Origin of the sequence: Parabacteroides faecalis (genome assembly GCF_022809355.1) — a bacterium.
In the GTDB taxonomy this organism is placed as follows: Bacteria; Bacteroidota; Bacteroidia; order Bacteroidales; family Tannerellaceae; genus Parabacteroides; species Parabacteroides faecalis.
The window spans coordinates 1-23,626 of record NZ_JAKZMM010000049.1 but is presented as its reverse complement, the minus strand read 5'-3'; the positions used below and the strand labels follow the sequence as shown (position 1 = coordinate 23,626).

16 protein-coding genes are annotated in these 23,626 nt (G+C 39.5%); 7 read left to right on the top strand and 9 right to left on the bottom strand.

Annotated elements, in window-relative coordinates; all coding sequences use genetic code 11:
• Positions 1-15: 15 nt before the first annotated feature.
• From MUN53_RS15265 to MUN53_RS15245, 5 genes are all read left to right on the top strand, one after another.
• A complete protein-coding gene (locus MUN53_RS15265; protein ID WP_243326366.1) occupies positions 16-948 on the top strand; it encodes a FecR family protein in 933 nt (310 codons plus the stop codon).
• Positions 949-1,169: 221 nt separating this feature from the next.
• Positions 1,170-4,463 (top strand): SusC/RagA family TonB-linked outer membrane protein, encoded by a 3,294-nt coding sequence (locus MUN53_RS15260; protein WP_243326365.1) that lies wholly within the window; start codon positions 1,170-1,172, stop codon positions 4,461-4,463.
• 11 nt (positions 4,464-4,474) lie between these two features.
• The gene (locus tag MUN53_RS15255) at positions 4,475-6,031 is read left to right on the top strand and encodes a SusD/RagB family nutrient-binding outer membrane lipoprotein (protein WP_243326364.1); all 1,557 of its coding nucleotides are present in this window, start codon (positions 4,475-4,477) and stop codon (positions 6,029-6,031) included.
• Positions 6,032-6,117: 86 nt separating this feature from the next.
• The gene (locus MUN53_RS15250) at positions 6,118-7,095 is read left to right on the top strand and encodes a metallophosphoesterase family protein (RefSeq protein ID WP_243326363.1); all 978 of its coding nucleotides are present in this window, start codon (positions 6,118-6,120) and stop codon (positions 7,093-7,095) included.
• Positions 7,096-7,231: 136 nt separating this feature from the next.
• Entirely contained in the window at positions 7,232-8,659 is a 1,428-nt protein-coding gene (locus tag MUN53_RS15245; RefSeq protein WP_243326362.1) for a glycoside hydrolase family 30 protein, read from the top strand.
• 11 nt (positions 8,660-8,670) lie between these two features.
• On the opposite strand, the gene MUN53_RS15240 is transcribed toward MUN53_RS15245, so the two are convergent.
• From MUN53_RS15240 to MUN53_RS15200, 9 genes are all read right to left on the bottom strand, one after another.
• Positions 8,671-9,354 carry a response regulator transcription factor gene (locus tag MUN53_RS15240; RefSeq protein WP_243326361.1) on the bottom strand — a complete coding sequence of 228 codons (684 nt, stop codon included), beginning with the start codon at positions 9,352-9,354 and terminating at the stop codon, positions 8,671-8,673.
• Positions 9,326-10,801, bottom strand: coding sequence for a sensor histidine kinase (locus tag MUN53_RS15235; protein WP_243326360.1), 1,476 nt, complete (start codon positions 10,799-10,801; stop codon positions 9,326-9,328). Before MUN53_RS15235 ends, MUN53_RS15240 begins: the two co-directional genes overlap by 29 nt.
• 314 nt (positions 10,802-11,115) lie before the next feature.
• Complete coding sequence (locus MUN53_RS15230; protein WP_243326359.1) at positions 11,116-11,748, bottom strand: hypothetical protein; 633 nt, start codon at positions 11,746-11,748, stop codon at positions 11,116-11,118.
• A gap of 294 nt (positions 11,749-12,042) precedes the next feature.
• Complete coding sequence (locus tag MUN53_RS15225; protein ID WP_243326358.1) at positions 12,043-12,792, bottom strand: DUF4469 domain-containing protein; 750 nt, start codon at positions 12,790-12,792, stop codon at positions 12,043-12,045.
• Positions 12,793-12,824: 32 nt separating this feature from the next.
• Positions 12,825-15,155: a C25 family cysteine peptidase gene (locus MUN53_RS15220; RefSeq protein WP_243326357.1), complete on the bottom strand. Its 2,331-nt coding sequence runs from the start codon at positions 15,153-15,155 to the stop codon at positions 12,825-12,827.
• A 16-nt stretch (positions 15,156-15,171) separates the two neighbouring features.
• Positions 15,172-16,152, bottom strand: coding sequence for a T9SS type A sorting domain-containing protein (locus tag MUN53_RS15215; RefSeq protein WP_243326356.1), 981 nt, complete (start codon positions 16,150-16,152; stop codon positions 15,172-15,174).
• 73 nt (positions 16,153-16,225) lie between these two features.
• Positions 16,226-17,359 (bottom strand): tail fiber domain-containing protein, encoded by a 1,134-nt coding sequence (locus MUN53_RS15210; RefSeq protein WP_243326355.1) that lies wholly within the window; start codon positions 17,357-17,359, stop codon positions 16,226-16,228.
• Positions 17,360-17,424: 65 nt separating this feature from the next.
• The gene (locus MUN53_RS15205) at positions 17,425-17,778 is read right to left on the bottom strand and encodes a DUF3244 domain-containing protein (RefSeq protein WP_243326354.1); all 354 of its coding nucleotides are present in this window, start codon (positions 17,776-17,778) and stop codon (positions 17,425-17,427) included.
• A 179-nt stretch (positions 17,779-17,957) separates the two neighbouring features.
• Positions 17,958-19,682 carry a tetratricopeptide repeat protein gene (locus tag MUN53_RS15200; protein WP_243326353.1) on the bottom strand — a complete coding sequence of 575 codons (1,725 nt, stop codon included), beginning with the start codon at positions 19,680-19,682 and terminating at the stop codon, positions 17,958-17,960.
• Positions 19,683-19,817: 135 nt separating this feature from the next.
• Here MUN53_RS15200 and MUN53_RS15195 point away from each other — a divergent pair, with 135 nt between their 5' ends.
• Positions 19,818-22,097, top strand: coding sequence for an outer membrane beta-barrel family protein (locus tag MUN53_RS15195; RefSeq protein WP_243326352.1), 2,280 nt, complete (start codon positions 19,818-19,820; stop codon positions 22,095-22,097).
• Positions 22,098-22,130: 33 nt separating this feature from the next.
• Positions 22,131-23,468 carry a tetratricopeptide repeat protein gene (locus MUN53_RS15190; protein ID WP_243326351.1) on the top strand — a complete coding sequence of 446 codons (1,338 nt, stop codon included), beginning with the start codon at positions 22,131-22,133 and terminating at the stop codon, positions 23,466-23,468.
• The last annotated feature ends 158 nt before the right edge of the window (positions 23,469-23,626 follow it).

Genomic DNA, 23,626 nt, shown 5'->3' with positions numbered 1-23,626 from the left:
AATAGAGTCGAGCTTATGAAAGAGAAACAACAACATATTACAGATAGAAACGAGTCTGGTTTAAGTAACCTGACGGATGAAGAACTGTGGGTATCATCGGCTGTAGCGGATGATACACAGCAATATGATGTTGATCAAGCTTTCGAACGTTTCAGGAAGCGGACAGGATTGGACCAATCCGGCAAACAATCTTATAAGTGGTATCGGACGTGGAGTGTTGCAGCAGTAGCAATTGTTTTGTTAGGGTTGATAACGGTAACTGCTTATTGGCAAGGAAGCCGGCAGATTCAGAGCAATTTCTCTGATATTGTAGTGGAAGCTCCGTTGGGTTCAAAAACAAAACTAACACTGCCTGATGGTTCGACAGTTTGGCTGAATGCCGGTTCCAAGATGGTTTATTCGCAAGGGTTCGGTGTAAGTGACCGTAGATTGGCTTTTCAAGGTGAAGGTTATTTTAAAGTAGAGAAAAATGACGAAATGCCCTTCCTGGTTCAGACACATGATGTGAATGTAACTGTGGTAGGAACAAAATTCAATTTTCGAAATTATCCGGAAGATGAAGAAGCCGTTGTAGAACTATTGGAAGGAAAAGTGGCATTGGAAAATCAGTTGAAAGAAGAAGCCGTTCGATATTTGTCGCCCAATGAAAAGATGGTATTGCATAAGGCGACAGGAGAAATGGATATCACATCGGCAAAAGTGAAAGAAGCGACACTTTGGACCGAGAACATCTTGCTGTTTGATGAGGATCTGTTGCCGGATATTGTCCGGGAGTTGGAGCGAAGCTATCATGTACAGATAGAAATAGAAAACGAAGATCTGAAACAAACCCGTTTTTACGGACAGTTTAATCAGTTGGAACAAAATATTTATGATGTATTGGATATGTTGTCAGAAACAGGGAAGTTGAAATATCATGAAGAAGGAAAAGTGATTTATTTGAAATAAATGTATAATCTTAAAAGAGATTGCCCATGAAAAAAGGATAAAAGAATTTGTTAACTGTATAAAGATAAAAAAGAACCGGAGAAATTGGCCTATCTTCCGGTTCTATTAAGTCCTTATACCCATCGAGTGTTAAGTGGATTTTGAAGACAGAGCAAAGATAAATGTTCTTTTGGAAAGATCCCGAATGAATTTATTACTAATACCAAAAAATCAGTTTATTTATGATTTATTCAAAGAAAGCCATTTGTGTGGCTCTGGCTTGTTGTTGCCTTTCGGGAACCGCATTTGCTCAGCATGTTAGTTTGACAATGAATAATGTAACTGTCAAACAGGCAATGGACGCCCTGAAAAAACAGAGTGGTTACTCATTTGTTTTCTCATCAGAAGATGTAGATACAAAGAAAAAAGTATCGGTTGATGCCGATGATCAAAAAGTAGAAGAAGTCGTTCGTCAGATTTTGGACGGACAAAGTGTGACGTATGAGATTAAAGGAAAGAATATAGTTGTGCGGAGCATTGCTCAGACGTCATCTTCACAACAAAAGAAAACGATTACAGGTACAATTGTAGATCCATCAGGAATGCCTGTTATCGGTGCCAATGTGATGGTTAAAGGAACCACCAACGGAACCATTACCGATATGGATGGTAAGTTTTCGTTGGAAGTGACGAGTGGGGCTACTTTAGTTGTTTCTTATGTAGGTTATTCTAATCAGGAGATAAAGATTGGAAACCAAACGAAGTTGTCTATTGTGCTAAAAGAAGATTCTGAAGCGTTGGATGAATTAGTAGTTACAGCATTGGGTATTAAACGGGAAGAAAAAGCATTAGGATATGCAGTGCAAAAAGTTGATGCTCAGTCGTTAACATCTGTAAAGACTATAGATGTCGGAACTTCATTGACAGGAAAAGTTGCTGGCCTAAATATAAATAATAGTACTGAATTTAATAGCTCTCCATCTTTAACGTTGAGAGGTAGTAGTCCTTTATTGATTATTGATGGTGTTCCATATGGTAATATGTCTTTAAATGATATTGCTTCTGATGATATAGAATCTTTAGATGTTTTAAAAGGTGCTACAGCTTCTGCTTTATATGGTGCACGTGGCTCATCAGGTGCTATTATGATTACGACAAAAAAAGGCTCCCAGTCTGAAGGGATTGATGTCGAAATCAATAGTAATACAATGTTTTTTGCTGGATATTTAGCATTTCCAGAGGTTCAAACTTCGTATAGTGTTGGATCGGGAGGTAAGTATAATGATAGTGGTTATGTTTGGGGAGATAAGTTAGATATAGGGAGGACTGCTGTTCAATATGATCCTAAAACATTCGAATGGAGAGAAATGGAATTAACATCAAAAGGGAAAAATAATTTTAAGAATTTCTTGCAGTTTAGCACAATAACGAATAATAATGTTAGTGTTTCTCAAAAAGGTAAGTATGGTTCTTTTAGAACATCATTAACTCATGTGTATAATAAAGGACAGTATCTCAATCAAAAATTAAATAAAATAACCTATACAATAGGAGGTGAAATGAGTTATAAAAAATTTAAATTAGAAGGATCTGCTTCGTATAATAAGCGTGTATCTTCTAATGATCATGGTAAAGGGTATACTGGTAGCTATATTTATGATTTAGTGATATGGGGTGGCGCTGATTACGATATACTTGATTATAAAAATTATTGGGTTGAAGGTAAAGAAAATGAGCAGCAAAATTGGTATGATGACGTATATTTTGATAATCCTTATTTTAAAGCATATGAAGTTGTAGATGCTTATGATACAGATAAATTGAGCGCGTATTTAAATACATCGTATCAAATTAATTCATGGTTAAAAGCTATGTTGAGGAGTGGCTTAGATTTTTATTCAATTAAGAATGAATGGAGAAATGCAATGAGTGCAAATGCCGCTTGGCATAAACGTGGTTTTTATGGAATTAGTAGAAATTCAGGTTATAGCATTAATACAGATGCGATGTTAATGGCTGATAAAACCTGGGGTAAACTAAATATGAATGTTCTAGGTGGTGGAAATATTTATTTTTATTCAGATGATGTCATGAATAATCAGACATCAGGAGGTTTAACAGTCCCGGGGTTTTATTCATTAAAAGCAAGTGTAGATACTGTTAATGCAAAAAGTGAATTAAGAAGAAAAAGAGTCAATAGTTTATATGGTAAATTATCTTTATCTTGGGCTAGTACATATTTTTTAGATATAACAGGACGTAATGATTGGTCTTCTACTTTATCAAGTAGAAATCGTTCTTATTTTTATCCATCTATAGCTGGTAGTGTTGTTCTTTCTGAGCTAGTTTCATTACCTAAGAATTTAGATTTTTGGAAAATAAGAGGATCTTGGACGACATCAAAAAAAGATGCGGGAGTATATGATAACAATAATGCTTATTCTGTTTCTACAAATGTATGGGATGGTTTAGGTACTGCTTATTATCCATCATCATTTATTGGAGGTGATGTTCTTCCTCAAAAATCGGTAGTATATGAAGTTGGAACAGCTGCTAATTTTTTTCACAATCGATTATTTGCTGATTTTGCTTATTTTAGAAAATTAGAATCAGATTTTATTATTAATGGTGGTGTAAGTGCCTCAACTGGATTTAGTTCAATACAGATTAATTCAAAAGAAGAAAGATTGAGAGAAGGATATGAATTAACAATAGGGGCTACTCCTATAAAAAGGAAAGATTTTCAATGGGATATTTTGACTAACTGGGGACATGATAAATATACATATCATAAATTAGACCCAGATTATTCAACTAAAAAGCCTTGGATAAAAGAAGGTGCAAGATGGGATTGGCTTTCTGGTTATGATTGGGAACGGGACTCTAAAGGAAATCTTATTCATAACGGAGGTCTGCCTATAATGCAGAATTTTCAGACAAAGTTTGGTAATACTGAGCCAGATTTAGTATGGGGTATCACAAATACATTAAAGTATAAAAGATTTACATTGAGCTTTACTTTTGACGGAAGAGTAGGTGGATTGTCTTTTTCAACAACTCATCAGATGTTATGGAACTCTGGAGCTCATATTAAAACAGATAACCAATATAGATATGATGAGGTTGTAAATGGTAAGAATACATATATTGGTGAAGGGGTTAAAGTCGTTTCAGGCAGTGTGGAACGAGATCCGGATGGAAATATAATTAGTGATACTCGAGTGTTTGCCCCCAATGATGTTATTGTCTCTTATGAAGGTTATACAATGACTTATAATAGTAGCGTTGTAAATCATTGTAGACAGAACATATTAGATGAAACATTTTTTAAATTGCGAGATTTAACATTAACTTATGATGTACCTTTATTTTTATGTAAAAAAATAGGTATGAAATCAGCTGCAGTGAGTTTAACTGGGCAGAATTTATTTTTATGGGCAAAAGAATATAAATATGCAGATCCAGACGTTGGAAGTGATGACTTAAATGCTCCTTCTCAGAGATATTTAGGTGTTAATATAAAAGTGAATTTTTAAAGATTAAGAATATGAAATCGATAAAATATATAATGCAGTTATTATACGTATATTGTATAATAGGGTTGTTAGTCATAGCATTTAGTTGTACATCTTCATTTGATGATTTAAATACTAATCCAGATACAACAAATAAAGTAACCCCTGCAATGTTAGCAAGTGGATTAATATTGGATAATGTTAAATCTGCTTATGATATAAATAGTGAGTTACTTTGTAAACGTATTTTTCAAGGGGAGCGCGTTTATGAAATACAATATAATCGCTTAGGTAAAGATAATTTTGATAGGATACGAAATCTTACAAATGCTCAAAAAATGGTAGAATTAGCATCTGGCTCTGAAAAAGATGCTTATTTAGGGCTTTATTATTATTTGAAAGGGTGGGCTTTTTATAGAACTACAATTTATATGGGAGATATACCTTATAGTGAGGCCCTTCAAATAGATGCTTTTAGATATCCAAAATATGATGAACAAAAAGATGTATTTAAGGGCATTTTGGAAGATTTAGAAAAAGCAGATTATTATTTTTCTAATGCTTCTAGTTTTTCTGGAGATCCATTTTATGATGGTGATCCTAGAAAATGGAGAAAAGCGACTAATGTTCTTAGATTAAAAGTTTTGATGGCTTTGCAGAAAAGAGCTGATGATACATCAGAACTACAGATAAAAGAAAAATTTGCTCAAATAGTATTAGAAGGAAATATTTTTGAAGGAAATGAAGATAATCTGCAAGTCGTTTATTCTGATAAAAGTGGACAACAAAATCCTTTACATTATGATAATATGAAGTGGGTAGATGCAAATGCAGGTACAAGTACGATTATTGATCCTTTGAAAAAATTAAAAGACTATAGGTTGTTTTATTATTTTTCTCCAATGCAAGCTTTGACTGATCCGCTTTATTTGCCAGATGGAGAAACTTTATTGAATAAAAATGACTGGAATGCTTATCAAGGATTAGATGCAGCTGGAGTCTTCAATGATGAACAAAAAAAAGTTGCTAATAAAATGTCTTGTCGCCTTAATGAAGTTTATAGGTCAAGTTATGTTGGTGTTCCTTCGATTCGGTTAGGTTTTGCTGATATGAATTTTGTATTGGCTGAAGCCGCAGAGCGTGGTTGGATTTCAGGTTCTGCTAGAACTTATTATGAAAGAGGAATCCGAGCTTCATTTGATTTTGTTCGTTCTACAGTCCCTTCCGAATATAATCAAGGAATGAATATCACAGACGATTACATAGATCAGTATTTAAAGGAGGATGGTGTAGCTTATGCAATAAGTGGGACATCCTTAGATCGATTGAAACAAATATGGTTACAAGCTTATTTGGCTTCATTCCTTCATTTAGCATGGGATTCTTATTGTGATTATAGGCGTACAGGATACCCTGAATTGCCAATTAATCCAGAAACGAATATGAATGATGATAAGTATAAGATGCCAATGAGATGGTTATATCCAGAATCGGAAACAAATTATAATAAAGAGCAATTACTTATTGCCGTAGATCGTCAATGGGATGGAGTTGAGAGTGTAAATAAACTTATGTGGATTTTAAAATAAGGCTTTAATCCAAGAGTTGATTGATTTTATAATATAGAAAAAGAGACGTGCGTTAATTTAGGCACGTCTCTTAAAAACAAGAAATTATGAGAGTTATATTTTATTCATTAATATCGTTATTTCTTTTTATAAGATGTGGGGAGGATATTAATAAAAATGACAGAAGTTTGATGTCTGTAGATAATATTGTTGTTAAAAATTCAGATGTTTATTATTATGTGGAAAATTTAAAAACTCCATTTAATGTTCTTTTTTTATCAGATACTCATTTTACTGTTGAAGATGAACGTGGTCAAGAGTTTTATTTATATACACAACGTATGGGGGGCGATTTTGTTAATCCCGAAAATTATGGTATAACAAATGGTAGAGAAAAATCTTTAATGGCATCTTTAGAAAAAGCTAAAAATAGTGAAGCTGATCTTGTCGTTTTAGGAGGTGATATTGTTAATTTTCCATCTTTAGCATCTGTTGAATATATCTACGAATTATTAAATAATTCAGGAATGAATTGGATGTATATAGCCGGTAATCATGACTGGCATTATGAAGGAGAGCCTGGATTTGCTTTTATTCAGAGAGAAAAATGGACGCAATCGAATTTAAAGCCGTTGTATCAAGGATTTAACCCAATGTTTCGTTCTCAGATCATCCATAATATTAATTTTGTGGTGATTGATAATTCTACTTTTGAGATAACAGAAGAACAGCTTGCCTTTTTTAAGGAACAGATAAACAAGGGACTGCCGATAGTTTTGTTTTTGCATATTCCTCTTTATTTGTTTGGACACGATATTGATTATGGCTGTGGTAGTCCGGATTGGAATCAACAGAATGATTGTTATTATAAGATAGAACGTAGAGAACCTTGGCCGAAAGACGGAGGAAGTGAAATTACTTTTCAATTTCGAAATTTAGTATTTAATAGTCAAGAGGTAATCGGCATCTATGCAGGTCATGTACATCAAGAAGCTGTAGATTTTTTTTCGAATAAAATTCAATATGTGTCTGCAGCCAATTATGATAATAAAGATGTTTTGATTCATTTTATGAAGGCTGAATAATTAGAATTATTCGTATGAGAGGTAGAGTTACCTCTACTATTTGTAGATATGTTATAAAAGAATTATTAGAGTAAATGTTGATATCAACTGCAGTTTATCCTATCTTTACCCACCAAAAACAAATCTAATATATAGTATGATGAAAAAATTAGTGATGGCTATGGTGGGGTTGGCTTTATTCGGTACTCACGCTGTGGCAAAGGATGTGGATCAAACGAAGGATATAGTAGTATTACAGCCGGAAATAACGTATCAATCCCTCGAAGGTTGGGGCAGTTCGTTATGCTGGTGGGCTGCTCAGGTGGGGAAATGGGATGAGGCAAAGGTTGATTCGATTGTGGATATGCTGACTTCGCCGGATCAGTTGAACATGAATATTTTCCGGTATAATATCGGAGGTGGAGATGATCCGTCACATGCCGACGGACACATGGTGAAAGGTAAAGGTAAACGGGCCGAGATGGAAGGCTTCAAGGCATCACCGGAGGCTCCGTATGACTGGAATGCGGATGCAGCACAACGGAAGATCTTGCTCAAGATTAAGGAGAAGAGACCAGATGCCGTGTTTGAGGCTTTTTCCAATTCGGCTCCCTATTGGATGACGGTGAGCGGTTGTGCGGCAGGACATGCTGATCCTCTGAAAGATAATCTGAAGCCGGAATATGAAGAGATGTTTTGCCAATATCTGATTGATGTTTGCAAGTATTACAAGGATACTTATCAGATAGATTTCAAGACATTGGAGCCATTCAATGAATCGTATTCGAATTACTGGTATGCTGAGGGTTCGCAGGAAGGTTGTCATTTTGAGCCGCAAACGCAGATACGGATTATCCGGAAGTTGTATCCAATGTTGAAGGAATCGGGATTGAAGACGGTGATCTCGGCTTCTGATGAAACGAACCTGAATCATTTCCTCAAGGTGCAGCAGGCGTATGAAGAAGCCGGTGATATATGGGAGAAGTTAGGACAACTGAATACGCATACCTATAGTGGTACGAATGAAGAACGCTTGCAGGTTCGTGAACTGATTGCCCGTGCCGGAAAGCCGTTCTGGCAGTCGGAGACAGGACCTTCGGGTGGTTCGGGACTGGAAAGCAATTTGCTACTCGTACAGAAACTCTTTGATGATATGCGGATCATGCGTCCACAAGCCTGGCTGGACTGGCAGATCATGGAAGAGTATAATAATGAATGGTGTGTATTGCGGGGTAATTTCCAGACACAGGTATACCGACCGATCAAGAACTTTTACGTCCGGATGCAGATTACCCGTTTCTTCAAGCAAGGATATACGTTTATCGAGTCTGGACATGATCAGGTCTTGGCCGCTGTTTCTCCGTCAGGAAAGGAACTGGTCTTTGCTTGGCTGAATACCTCAGAACAGGAACAGACGGCTACGATCTCTTTGGAGAAGTTCCGTTCTGCCAAGCCGGAAGTCCGAGTTTGGCGTACCAGTCAGGAGGAAGATTGCCAAGCCCTGCCTGCCGTGAAGATTAGCGACGGTGTGCTTTCCTATCAGGCACCGGCCCGTTCGCTGACGACCTTTGTCGTGACATTATAGCTTATCCAAGATTATACCACTAGCTTATAGCCGATTCCCCGGATATTGACAATCTGTACCGAGGGATCGGCTTTTAGTTTCTTGCGGAGCTTGGTGATGAAAACGTCCATGCTGCGGGCATTGAAGAAGTTGTCGTCGCCCCATAGTTCCAGCAGGACAGGACGGCGTTGCAGGACTTCGTTCTTCTGTTGGCAGAGCATCCGTAGGATTTCACATTCGCGGAACGAGAGATTTTCGGTTTGTCCGTCAATCTCCAAGGTCTGATGGGTTACGTGGAAACGATATCGCCCGATTTCGTATTCCTTGACCTCCTCTCGTTCGGGTACAGAGATAGGGCGGTGCGCCAATGCCTGGATACGTACCATCAGTTCTTCCATCTCGAAGGGTTTCTTCAGGTAATCGTTACCGCCTAACTTGAAACCAGTCACTAAATCGTCGAGGGAAGAGCGGGCTGTCAGGAACAGGATCGGAATTTGCCGGTCGATCTGCCGGATCATCTTGGCAAGGTTGAAGCCGTCGAGGCGTGGCATCATCACATCGAGAACAAGCACATCGGGCCGGACTTGCCGGAACAGGTTCAAGGCTTCTTCACCGTTGGCGGCGATACTGATCTGAAAATCGCCCCGGCTTTCGAGGCTGTCTTTAATAATCTTGGCCAAGGCTATTTCATCTTCTGCCAGTAATACGTGTATCATGTCTAAAAGGAATTATCAGGGTGAATGTACTGCCGTGGTGTTCGCGGCTTTCTACGTGGATGTTGCCTCCGTGCCGTTCGGCCATGTCTTTGGCGTAACTCAGTCCGAGGCCGAAGCCTTTCACATCGTGTCTGTCGCCGTTCCCGACGCGGTAAAAGCGTTCGAAGATGCGTTCCTGCTGACTGGGAGCAATACCGATACCATCGTCTGTAACGCGTATTTCAGTCGCGTTCGCCGTCTGTCGGATACGGATGTCGATGTGGACTTCCTCACCCGAATATTTGACGGCATTATCCAGTAAGTTCTCTAACATCTGTTTCAGATGTAGCGGATCAGCATCTATTTCAGTCGGTTCGGTTTCATCCGTCATCCGGATATGGACGGGCTTGGAAGCACGCAGCTCCAAAGGACGTATCAGTTGCTCGATGAGAGGAGCGAGGCGGAATACTTCGCGTTGCAGGCGGAAGTTCTTCCGCTCGTCAACCGCCATGCTCAGGATCTTTTCCACCAGCTCTGTCAGATGTTTGAGCTGCTGCTTGCACAGATTGAAATAGGCCTCGCGTTTCTCCTTTTGTTCTACCAGATTGAATGTCTGCAAGGCATCAATGGCTGAATAAGTCACGGTGATGGGAGTTTTCAGCTCGTGGGTCATGTTGTTGACAAAGTCGTTCTTGATTTGCGCCACTGTCTTTTGTCGTAAGATCGTACGGATCAGATAGGCATAACAAGCCGACGTGATCAGGACAAAGAGGAGCGAGGCGGCAAACGAGAAGATCATCTGTTTATATATGATCCAGTTCGCATTGACAATATAACCTTGCAATCCGAATTGTTCAGTCATGGAAGTACTGATACGTTGTGTCGGGATGAGGTGTTTGGGCTCAAGACCAGGCGGACGGGACGAGTCGATAACTGTATCCCGACCAAACAGGGCGTCTACAAAATGTACAGCCTGAATACCTTCCTGCCGGAGATGAATACCCCACACACTGTCAATCTGGTTGATCTGTATCGGCTTCAGGGTATTGACCATCTCGAAGATACCGGCTGTCCCGGCGAGGCGCAAGGCGTCGTAACTTTCCTTGTAGTATTCTTTGGTAAAGACCAGTGGTGCATCGTTACTCCCTTCTTCCGGATTAAATATCGTATTGCGGTAATAACGTACTACTCGTCGGCCCGGCTGACTTTGGGCGCGGCTCAGGCTGTCGGCGCTGATGCCGATTTCAAGTTTCCCGTGGCGGGCAGTAGCCGAAGTGTCGCGCCCCATGTCTTCTACCTGAATAGCCAGCACTTCGGCGATGGATTGCTTGAACAGCAGGTCGATGCGTTCGTGCATCTGCCGGCTTTCCATGGTATATTGGTTCCAGAGCCAATAGCCTTGGAAGAAAAAGATCCCTAAGATAGAGAGGGTCACGAACAGGGTGATCAAGTGCATCTGTATTTTCATGCCGACAAATGTAACGGCTTTTGGCGAGGGTTGGAAGCGTAGTAACACTAAATAACAGTAGTGCGTCATCGTTCTTTCTGGCTTGATCCCAAAGAACGGAAGAAGTCTAGGTTTACACTCTGAATCTATACAGATTGAAGAATTGACGAACGATATTGACAATTATTGATAACAAGAAATTAGGCACGGATTTCGCGGATTAACACGGATAATAATTATTTAAAACCGTGTTTTCCGCGCAATCCGTGCCTTTTTATAATTGAGAATTGTCAATCGGCCATTCTCTATTCTTCACAATGTCATCCATGCATGAGTTATTTAACAGAGAAAGGGATGTAAACGGATAGCATCAAGTCTGATAAATGTCCTTTACGGCCTTGTGATTTACCATCATTGAAATGTTTCATCACATTCAGACAACCATACTGGTAAGATAGTCCTAATTCGAAATGCTTACAGACCCGGTAACCCATTTTAGCGACAACCGACAAATCGAAGGCGGCATGTGGTTGTACATAAAGTTTCGGAGCAACTCCCAAACCTGCATGGAACTTGTCTGTAATCCGGTAATTCCAAGTAGCAGTCACGGCTATCGGCAACAGGAAATCATTGATGTCTTCTCCATCAAAGTGACCATATCCATTATTAGGATCTCCACCGTTCATATACGGTTTGTATTTCAATGCTCCTAGGCTCTGAAATCCGGCAGTAAGATCCAAATCGAAGAATGATTTTTGCTCGGGTAAAAAACGGAATCGATATCCGATCATACCGCCGCCGAAGAGGTCGTTATTATACAAAAAGAAATCGCTTACCGGTGGAGCTGGTGTTTCATTTTTGTCTTGCAGCGGAAAACCTAAAGAAGCTCCGGCTAAAATACCATGTTCCACTTTCTGTGCAAAGACAGAAGAAGAAATCAACAACAAAAGAAATAATACTTTTTTCATACGTACAATTGTTTAAATAGATAATATTCATCCCTCTCTCTCTTTGGCGGTAATAGATGTTTGGCGTCTATTGCCACCACAAAGGAAAAGGACTTTTGGGAAAAAGAAAAGCATTTAGTGTTTTTTTATATGGGGCAACACCTTTTTGTTTTATAGTAAGACGCAACGTTGCGTCAACCGGTAGCGCAATAGTGCGTCGGGTGTTAGCGTAACGTTGCGTCGAGTGTTAGCGCAATGGTGCGTCGGGCATCGACGCAATACTCCGTCGACACCCAACGCTATGTAACGTGGTTTTTATTCGACTTTCAATGCCACCGGACAAACCAGTGTACGTGGATTTTTCAACATAGTGGATGTGTTTGAGAAATAGGTTTCAATCTCCAGCCGGTAATTGCCTGCCAACAGGCCGGTCGGGAAGATGAAGATGATTTTCGACGGGGCATTCACTCCTAATACAGTTACTTCTTCGGCGGATTCGCCCTCATTATACAAGCGGAAATGGCCAATACCACTACCATCGGCGTTGAGGCATTTGATCTTCGATCCGGTAACTTCCACCATGCCGCCCGGCGTAACGGTTCCGTCGGTCTTGCCCGTGGTGAGGTCTTTCACGCGGTCAATCTTCGCGCCGCCCAGTTCCTGCACGCTGTCAATATAAAGCTTCACGCCGGCCAATCCGTCTTTTACAATCTGGTTGACGGTCACATTCACCCCACACTTCATGCTTTTGTCGTCCAGCAGTTCGCCGTGCGAATCGAACGAACCGGTGATGGTCGGTGCAAAACGCACATTCTCGGTCATGACCGGGTAGCCGGAATAGAGGATGTGGCGGATCTTCTCTTCCACCAGCTTTAGGATACTGAGGATAGTATCCAAACGATACTCGGTACGTTCGCGTACAATCTCTTTGGCGATGTACTCCAGCGACTTGGTATCACTGAATGTCTTGACGGAAGCAGTATAATCGTCCGTCCGTTCCGTAATCTTGTTTTCCCGCAGCTCCACGGGCCAAACATACTCTTGTTTTTTGTTTTCGTCAGCCATGATATTAATGGATTTAGAAAGTTAATAATATATTAATAAGCCTTTAGCATTCCTCCTTTTTCTACTTTGAATCCTCCTTCTAAATTGACAGATTCAGACGCATTTAAAATAACATCTGCACCTTCTTTTAAAATCACCGGACCTTCACTTTGTAAAAGTGTTACTTTTTCTCCTGCTTTAATGTGAATGCCTTGTATATATTTTTCAGCAACAATCGTTTCATTTTGTATAAAAATATTATCTGGATCCTTCATGTACGGAATATAATTCTGTTTAGTAATAGTAACAAGGTATGGCTTAGAAACATTGGAAAAAGTGGAAGCTGATGTGTTTTTACGAACCTCATAATAACTTTCACCATTATCTAAAGCACTTATCAGACATATTGTTGAATTACTAACATGAGAATCTATTGTAACATTATTGCCGTTTTCTGTTATTGACACATTAGAGAAAACGGAAGGTACAGCTGTCCAAATAGGGATTTCAGGGCAACCGATGATGTTGTGTGACAGTTTGAGATATGCATAAACTCCTGTATTAGAATATTTATTTTTCGAAATTGCTTGTGCAACACCTACATTACAATTATTAGGAAGAACTTTCATAAACTCTTTGAAAAAATCAGATGAAGAAGAAACAAAACCAACTCTTGTGTTTCCTAAATACAAAGGACCTCCACCATTTATTTCAGAAGTAAAGGTTTGTCCCATATTGGGAGTATCTGTATTATTTCCATAACGATCAAAAGGTGTTGTTTCACATGAAATTGAATAATAAACAGAAGGATAATCTACGTTGGTCATATTATCAAAGCCATTGCCCTGTTCTGAAATATCAGCCCCTTCCATACCTGCATATCCATTATCTAATGAAGTAACTTTATACTTGGGCTGACCATTTATTCCTTTAGTAGCGACTGCCACATTAGTAGGTCCTCCATGCCCCATAAAACTACATATTCCATAATGATTATTAAACTCGTCTATAACAGCTTTTCCTGTTGGAAATGCAGGGACACTCCCTGTATTGGATCCACCTTCTTCATTAAAAACAACACGATTCGCAGAAGGAATCCATGTAGCTCTATTTAAAACTATATTAGCTTCATTACCTTGTAATAATTGATCCGCTTGTGTAAAAAAAGCTTTTGTCAAATAGTTAAAATCTCCTTTCCCTGGGTTTTGCTCGTATAGTAATACTTTTTTTATCCATGTTTGAATTTGAACTGGACTATTAACCAAAATCCTTCCAATATAAATTTCAGGATAGAAATCTATATTATCATTAATTTCCCCATAGATTCCATCTTTATCACTATCCCAATTCCCATCGAAATCAGAAAAATAAAGATCTGTAGGTATATTTTTTTGAGATTCATTTAAACCTCCAAACTGATAGTTATAATATGCATATCGGATTGGTAAAATATTTATATCTCCTCCCAATAAAACATACTCACATCCATTTTGATATGCGTCAGATAAAAACTGTCTGAGTTTTCCGGCATCATCATTGATACCTGAAATCAAATCTCCAGTATAAGCGTTTTTTATATCTTCAATAGTAACCAAATCTATAGAAATACCTTTTCTTTTTTTCCACGCCATAAATTCATTAAAAGATGAAGCCAATTCCGCGCTAGTGACAATAATGTATTGCGAATGAACATTCAAAGCGTTTACACTTGCTGTACGCAATTGTTCTCTAGTAGAAAACAAAGTAAGCACATCTTGCGGATTAGAGACTATAGCTTTTAAAGCATTCAGAAACGAATCATTCCATATTTGAGATTTCTTTTCACCTGTTGTTTCATATAGTTCGTACTCTAATGACCAATCCAAAGATTGGTACACTTCTAATTTATCGTTATTGACATGATATTGGCAAGGATAAACTGCAATAGTAACAATTTGGATTCCCCTTAAATATCCATTATCCACAACTTCAACAGGTTGTTGTGGATATACACTGATATTTTCATAATCGGATATACCTATAAATTCTTCTTGATTATTTGTAAATCCAACAGGAATAGTCCTTTGTACTGGTTGAACTTTATGATTTAATATCTGCTCTTCCCTTTTTTCAATCTCATTTATTTTTACTCCTACTATCTGCGCATTAGCAGGAATCGCCACTTGAACTAACTTTACAGGTAAAGAAGGTAATCCAACTTCATTTGTTTGCTCTAAAGAATCACTTTGCAGGGCATTATAAATTGCACCATCCTCCTTAGTTTGTTCTGTTACAGAGATACTAGAAAATGTTACAATTTGACGTACCGCCCCCCTCTGTCCTTGTACGGTTTGAAACATGAATCCGAACAAGCATATTCCCAATAATTTGTATATATTTCTCATCACTATCTCATTTTCGTTATTTTATTACGAATTTATCTGAATACGTTTTTCCATTTACCCCAATACACTGATATACGTAAATTCCTGGTTTCATAGAAGCAATCGGTAAAACCAACTCCGTTTGATTCAAAACCGAATAATTCTCCATCATTACACCTGCTATATTGAATATCCGAATGTGCGATAAACGGACATCATTAAAGTTGAATTTTAAACTTCCCCCCATCTGCCTAATCTGAATTTTATTATTTGGCATTTCAATTTTTTCGTTTGCCACCGGGGGATAAAAGGAGTCGTATTCATCGTTCATATACAAGAGTTCTCCTTGCGACTTAAAACCAACTATTTTATTCAGCGTAGTATTCTCACCGGTCAAATCCAAAAGCCTCTTCCAAAAAAACAGACCATTCAACGATCCTATACCTTCGATCCAAACACAATCTTCATATAATCGCTCCCCTGCCAAGTGAAATTTCTTCCGCCAAGAACCACCTATTTGTATGGTATCTATCTTTTGTATATAAATAGCCATATCTTCATTATCGTTATCATATTGGATCGTTCCACTTGTTCTTACAGTATCGCCCACCTCCAATGAGAAATCATACAAAAGAATTTCTTCATTTATTGATATAGGTTTGAGATGGTGTATGATGGTATCACCCAAGAACCAAATTTTTTTATTCTCCTCACGCAATCCTCCTACATATACCACATCCTTCAACTCTTCTTTACCTCCGCTGGCTTCGGAAAGTTTATAGCGTGTTTGCCTATCCATAAACAGTTTCGTATAAGTTTTTCTATTAATCAGCGTATCTTCCCCATTGACAGAGAAAGTTTCATAAGCCTCTTTATATGGATATCCATCGGGATAACTATATTCATACCATTCACTCCACGTAGCATCTGATTTAGGAAATGGTACATATTCATAAGATTGAGCTAGTCCTACTTGTATCATCAACAGAGACAATAGTACTAATTTTATTCTTTTCATAAGGCCAGTTTTTTAATAGTCATACAATAGAAACAAGTGATAAATTTTCATATTTTCAAAAGGCCAACATATATTAATTAATATGCTTTTTCAACGTATCAACTTTTTTACCATCAACGATTAGAACGTAGATGAATGTACCAATTCCCAATTCATTTCTATCAATATAGATGTCGCTTTGCGGAGATTCAAGTTCTAAATTTTTCAATAGTTGCCCAGAAAGGTTATATATAAACAAATTAGCTGTAGAAAAATCCATATCTATTTTATAGGATACTGAAGCCATATCTTTATTATAAAGTTTAGCATTTTGCAACATAGAATTTATAGACTTCGAGATTGAAATAGAAGAGCCTTCTGATAATAATTTACTCTGTAATTTTTCAATTATCAATTCTTGCTCTTCTATCTTATTTCGCATTTCCTTAATGCTTTCTACCAGGATAGGAATAAAACCGATATAATCTATCGACATTATCCCTTTATCATCTGTGTGCACTAACTCTGGTAAAACCTTCTGTACATCTTGCGCTAAAAAGCCAATATGTTTACGACTTGCCTCTTCCGAGATTTTTTTATCGATCTCCTCCTGATATTGTTTATCTAAATGTTCTTTTTCTGAAGTTGAAGAAGCGAATGAATTCTGATCATTTTGACCAGTCAGTTGGGTTTCTGTTGAACTACTTATTTTTGGCAATTCAGATAATTTGTAATTATAAGTAACAGCATTTATATCGGAAAGAAGTTCCAACGAATTATCCAATAATTGAACATTCTCTTTCAGTCGGGCATCAGAAGTTATATTAATTCCATTTACCCGTAAATTCGTATTAAAAACAAAGTTGGTATTAACAGAGGGATTATAATACCCAATTATATTATTAGCTTGTCCATCTGAGGTCAAATAAATTCCTTTTTTCCCGTGTAACCATAATTGATCCGTATCATCAGATCCATACTCACCCACAAACACATTCCAACCCAAATGCGTGTATCTTCCAAAATCGCCAAAAGCCAATTTTGCCCCAGCACGGTTTGTTCCTGTAGAACCCAAAACCTGAAGTGTTGTTGCCTTCAACAAATCCTCATCTTCTTTTAAAGTACCAATCTGTACACGACCATCTCCTAATACTTGCAATTGAGCATAGGAGGAAAAACTCATACAACTAAGAAATACAACCAAAATATAAAATAAACGTGTTCTCATTTTCGTAAATTATTTTGTCTGCAAAATTACTTTTAATATCTCTAAATCAAAATAAATATTATTCATTAATAAGTAAGATTTCCATGAATCCAATTTATTCCATCCGTTATAGAAACAGAACCGTTCTGAACAGACTCATCTAAGAATACCGTCCAAGTAGGCGTATTACCAGTAGTTACCGTTTCCTGATAAACCGTTTTTCCAGACGCATCCGTCACGGTTACTACTACATCGCCCAAATCTTCCGTAAACGCTAACGTAAGTTCTCCGGTTGTTTCTTCAATGTTCCCTTTAATAGGAATATTGGAATTAATAGATTTTCTAGTGATATTCCAATCTCCTGCAAAATGAATTTCTCGCTTAGCTAATACCGGAATCGATATTAGGCAAGCCATCACCAATGCGATTAATCTTTTCATCTTATACATATACATTTTTGTTTTAAAATTCGATGGCAAAAGTATAATTGGTTTGTAGGTTAAACAAAAGAAATGGATATTTCGACTAAGATATAGTTTAATTGATTATCAATACATTAAAACATAAAAAGTAAGATATAGATATGTTTTTAGTTTAGAGTTTGATAAAATATGGTAGATTATTTCAGTTCCAATAAAAAATCACAGAGTTTCTGAGAAGGGTTTTGGATCTGTAATTTTTTACGGATATTCCGACGATAGGTATTGACTGAATTAATAGCAACATTCAATAAAATGGCCTCTTGGTTTGTATCAAATTTAAATAAAGACAAATAACAAAGTTTTTCTTCAGAACCTTTCAATCCAATTGTAAGGATTACCTTTTCTACAGCCGGATAAAGTGTTCGGACTTGTTCACGAATAGCATTCCAGTCTTTGTCCGTTAATGGAGGCTGAGTGGCATTGGGATTAACTTTCCGAACTAATGTTTGTAAGCGTTTAGTAATGGGTGAAACCTCCCAAATGGAACGGGTCTGCAAGCTGATCTCCTCTTCTTTCTGATGGATTTCTGCTACTTTCTTCTCGTACAGAGCCTGCCATTCTACCTTTTGTTGAGACATTTGCCGGCTTAACAACTTCAACTCCAATTGCTTCTGCTGTAAATCATTCTTTAATGTTAATAAGGTGTTATTTTTCTGTTCCAAAATCAAGGCCTGCTGATAAATACATTTATTCTTGCGCTCTAAACGGGCTTTATAATGAAAATAAAGATAGAGAGTTAATAATACAACGATAGCCAGAAATGCTGTCCGCCGGGTTTTAACTGTCCTCAATTGGGCATTGTCTGACAAAAGCAAACTATACTTGTACTTATCTTCCAATCCATTTATTTCAGCATTGTTTCTTAACCATAAAATGGAATCAGATACAGTAATAAAATTTTCCAATTCGGCTAATGCTTTTGTCGTATTTCCAATCTGTTTTTCAATTAGATAATACTGATATGGTAATTCTATAGCTGTACCCTTATTAATCGTAGGACGTTCTGCTTGTTTCAAATACAAACGAGCCTGCTCATAATTCTGTTTTGACAACTCAAGTTTTGCTAACGCTAAATAACTGGGAGCTGATTCCTCCAAATCATATTTAATAGCTTTTTGCAAGTATTTTTTTGCCAATATTTCATTTCCTCTTGTTTTATAAATATTCCCTAAACCATTTAATATACAAGCTCTATCCACAGAATCCCCATACAAAACCACCATCGAATCTGCACGTAGCATATACTTCAAAGCGATATCCAACGAGTCCATAAAGGTATAATTCCGACTGGCATCTATAAATGCAATACCTTCGCTGCGATGGTTTCCGACCTGCTGGAAATAACGGGAAGCCGTCAGGTATTTCTCGACAGCCTGCTGGTACATGCCTTGAAACTGATACACATCGCCCATATAACTGGAAATATAGCCCGACTGGTTCGGCTTGTTTTCCATAATACTTTGCTGCAAGGCTTCGGTGTAAGTCCGCAAAGCGGCTTCCTGGTCCTGATCGTCCATATAGGTACGGCCTAAATAAAGGGCAGCTTGCAGTTGTTCATCTATTGTGCCGTGTCGTTTCATATATCGGTATGTCCGCTCCATTTGGGGCACATAGGGCAACGGCGTGCCAATCGAATCGGCCAGTTGGCATAACATCAGGCACCAGCGGGCATTGACTTCCGGACTTAACAGCTCCGGATGGGCAACACTGTCTGCCAACAGGACATGAGCCACCTCGGGATCAGACTGCATCAAAGGTGCTGCCTGTTCCATCTGCCGGATGGCGTTGCGGTCTGCTTCATTCGTGCAGCCTTGCATGATCCAGCCCAAAGCGATGACTAAAAGTGCCAGGAAGATTCTCATGGGCACAAAGATACAACTTTCCGGATATTAACTAACTGCATTCCTGCTAACACTAAATAACAATACATCACAGACTGATAACCCAATTTTCGGGAAACGACTTCTACTTTCGCTATAGATTAAATACGAAAGAAGATGAAAAGAAAGATGATGGGAATCGTGGCCGGCTGGCTGTTGGTTTATGCCGGAACAATAGAGGCTCAAACGGTTTCGGGACGTGTAGTGGATGAGGCTGGAAAACCATTGGATGCGGTATCGGTGGTGTTGCAGCGTGCGGATTCTACGTTTGTCGGAGCCGTCGTGACCGACACAACAGGTGTTTTCTGTTTTGATCCGGCGGTATTTCCTTACCGCTTGGTCTTGCAGCATTTGGCGTATGCCCCTAAAGAATGGACAGGCACGAGTGAACAAACTGGAGATATTCCTTTAACAGCAAACGACCGTGCCTTGCAAGAAGTGGTCGTCACGGCCGAACGCCCGTTAGTGCAGGTAGAAGACGGTAAATTAGGATACGATTTGTCGGTTCTGGCAGAACAACGGATCGTCAACAATGCCTTTGAAGCTCTGGCCGAACTGCCTGGAATTACGGAGAAGGACGGGACATTGTCGTTGGCAGGAGCTTCGTCTCTGACCATCGTACTGAACGGGAAACCCACCACCATGACGGCTTTGCAATTGGAAACCTTATTGCGGAATACGCCGGTCGATCGGGTAGAAAAAGCTGAGGTGATGTATAGTGCGCCGCCTGAATACCATGTACGTGGAGCTGCTATCAATGTTGTCTTGAAGAAGGCAACCGATTATTCCTTTTCCGGTGAAGTCTCGGCCGATTATCGGAACCAGTATTTCAACGACGGGAATGCGAATGCGAACTTCCGCTATACAACTCCCAAGCTGGCAGTGGATGTGATGTATGGAACAGCCAACGACAAGACGATGACGAAGATCGATTTGTATTCGCGCCATACGTTGCAAGGGCAAGTCCATGATATCCGGAATGAGGAAGAAATCCGGGAAAAAGGATGGGTACATCATCTCCGTGGAGCCTTCGAATATCACTTGGATGACAAGAACCGGGTGGATGTATCTTACTTCGGCAGTTATACGCCGTCGTATAAAGGAAATTCCTATACAACCGGAAACTTCCAGGAAAGCTTGCTGAATAAAGAGACCGATAAGCGACTGCATAATGTCTCTTTACGCTATACATCCGGTTTTGGTCTGGAGCTGGGTGGTGATTATACGGCTTATCGAATGAATAATGCGCAGCAGATGCAGGTGGATTATTCCGATGGCAGCCGGAAATCATTCAATCTATCCGGTGGTCAGCAGATTGATAAATATACGGTTTATGCCGATCAGTCGCATTCCTTACCTGAAAACTGGACCTTGGGCTATGGCTTGTCTTATGATTTTGCCCGAAGTCGGGATTATCAGGTCTATCAGGACGTGCAAGGCGCTGTGGATGCTCAAGACACGCACTCCGACCTGAAAGAACATACGATAGATTTGTATGTATCGCTCGGCAAGCAATTCGGAAACGGCACTCACTTTTCTGTTTCGGCAACGGGTGAGTATTATGAATTGGGCAATTACCGGCGATGGGCTTTTTATCCGCAGGCTTCGTTCCTTTGGATGATTCGGCCGGAACATATGCTGCAAGTCTCTTTATCGTCAGACAAGACATATCCGGATTATTGGTCGATGCAGTCGGCTGTCAGTTATCTGGATGGTTATTCCGAGATTCATGGAACACCCGGTTTGCGTCCGGCCAACCAATACGGCTTATCGGGTACGTATATCTGGAAACAGAAATATCTCTTGACAGCCTTCTTTGAACATACAAACGATTACTTTACGCAGTCGCCTTATCAGTCGTCCGATCGGCTGGCTTTAATTTACAAAATGCAGAACTGGGATTACATGCGGCAATACGGTGTGGTGGCTAATATTCCTTTTTCAGCTGGTTCGTGGTATCGGGCAAAATACAATGCTTTGGGAATGCGGATGCACCAGCGTTGTGATGATTATTTTGATATTCCCTTTAACCGGAAGAAGTGGGTATTTGTTACCTGGCTCGACAATACATTTAAGGTCGGAAAACATGTGTCGTTCGAATTGAACGGCCGGTATCAGTCGGCTGCCATACAAGGTACGTTCGATATTCAGCCGTTGTTTAACTTGGAAGCCGCCGCCAAGTGGACCTTTGCCCATGAGAAAGCTTCCATCTCTATCCGGGGGAATGATCTGCTGAATACCGGTTATCCCAAAACCGAGGTCCGTTTTAAAGGACAATATCTGGACATGGATAACTCCTTTTATAACCGGAGTGTGACTATCCATTTCGTATATCGTTTCGGTGGTTATAAGGAAAAGAAACAAAAGGAAGTCGATATTTCCCGTTTCCGTCTTTAATGATTATCTTTCAGACCTAAATTGAAAAAGCCTATGAGACAGTTGGTGTATATTTTCGTTTTGTGTGGATTCTTCTCTTGGGAGAGCTGGAGTCAGTCCTTAACCGAACAGGAACAATTGCTACGGGAAGGACGCCGGTTGGAAGAATGCCTGGACTATCAGTCCGCTTATCCGGTTTATCAGCGTTGCCTGGCATTGGATTCAACTTCCGTAGAAGCTATCAATGCGATGGCGCGTGTTTCGATGAATGTGGGAAAGACAGGCGAGGCCCGTTTGTATTTCCAAAAGACACTTCGGCAGGATAGTACGAATTTTTATGCCAACTATCAGCTGGCGCGACTGTATGCGATGGAAGGAAACTATCCGCAAGCGATCAAGCAATACAAGTGGATTCAGCAGCAGGATACAACACAGGTCAATCCGTTGGTATATAGCCAGCTGGCCGATTGTTTCTTGAAGATGGATTCATTGTTGGCGGCAACGGCCTGTTATTATAATGCTTTCATGGCAAACCGGGAACATGTAGGTGTAGCCAACGGCTTTGTCAACTGCCTGCTTCGTTTGGACGATGCGAATATTGAAACAGCCGTGCAGGTGTGTGATACCGCTCTCAAGTATAATCCGGGCAACCGGGTCTTGATCAAAAGTAAGGCGATGGCCTGTTTCATGCATAAGTCCTACGATGAGGCCGATTCATTGTATCAGGTTTTGTTGCAGGAAGGCGATTCTACTTTCCTGAATCTGAAATATGCCGCAGCTTCCCATTATTATGCCGGCCGGCAATTACAATCCATCCCTTTGTTGGAAAAAGCCTATAGTCGGGATACGACAGATATTGAAACCACCCTGCTGTTGGGAGCCGCTTTAGGAATGACCTACGACCGGAAGCAGGCCTTTCGTCTGTTCAAGCAGGCAGAACAACTGATGCAACCGGCTCCGGCTTGGGTCAATCTGTTATTGGTTTCCCGGGGAGAAACACTATGGCGCGACGGACAGGAACAGGACGCTATCCTTCTTTTCTATCAGGCCTGGAAGAAAAATCCGGAGCGTCTGGATTATCTATATCGGATCGATGCCCACTTGCCCAATCGAGGCGATGGGTATAAAACCGATAAAGAACGGGCGCAGGCATGCTTCATTAAATATAAATATGTAACAGAATGGATCAAAACGGGGAAAAGCCTGAAAGGATTCCAGCGCTATCAGCCCTTTTTTCAATACATCTACGAAGAAGCCTTCTTTCAAGGGAAGCAGGAAATCCTTTTACTTTTACCAACCGGCGAACAGGAATCCGTTTCAACTACCGCATTCAAAGAATTAATGAATCTGTTGGAAGTGTATGGGGGAGAATTGGGTAGTGATCTGGAGTAAAAAGGCCTTCCTTCACACCCTTCACAGAAAGTTGTTGAATATTAGGAGAATGAATAGGTGTGTGAAGGGTATAAAGAAAAATCGCCTATGGTAATAGTAGGTATATAATAGAAGAATACCAATCAAGATAAACGGGAATCGAAAGTAAATCCAGCGAG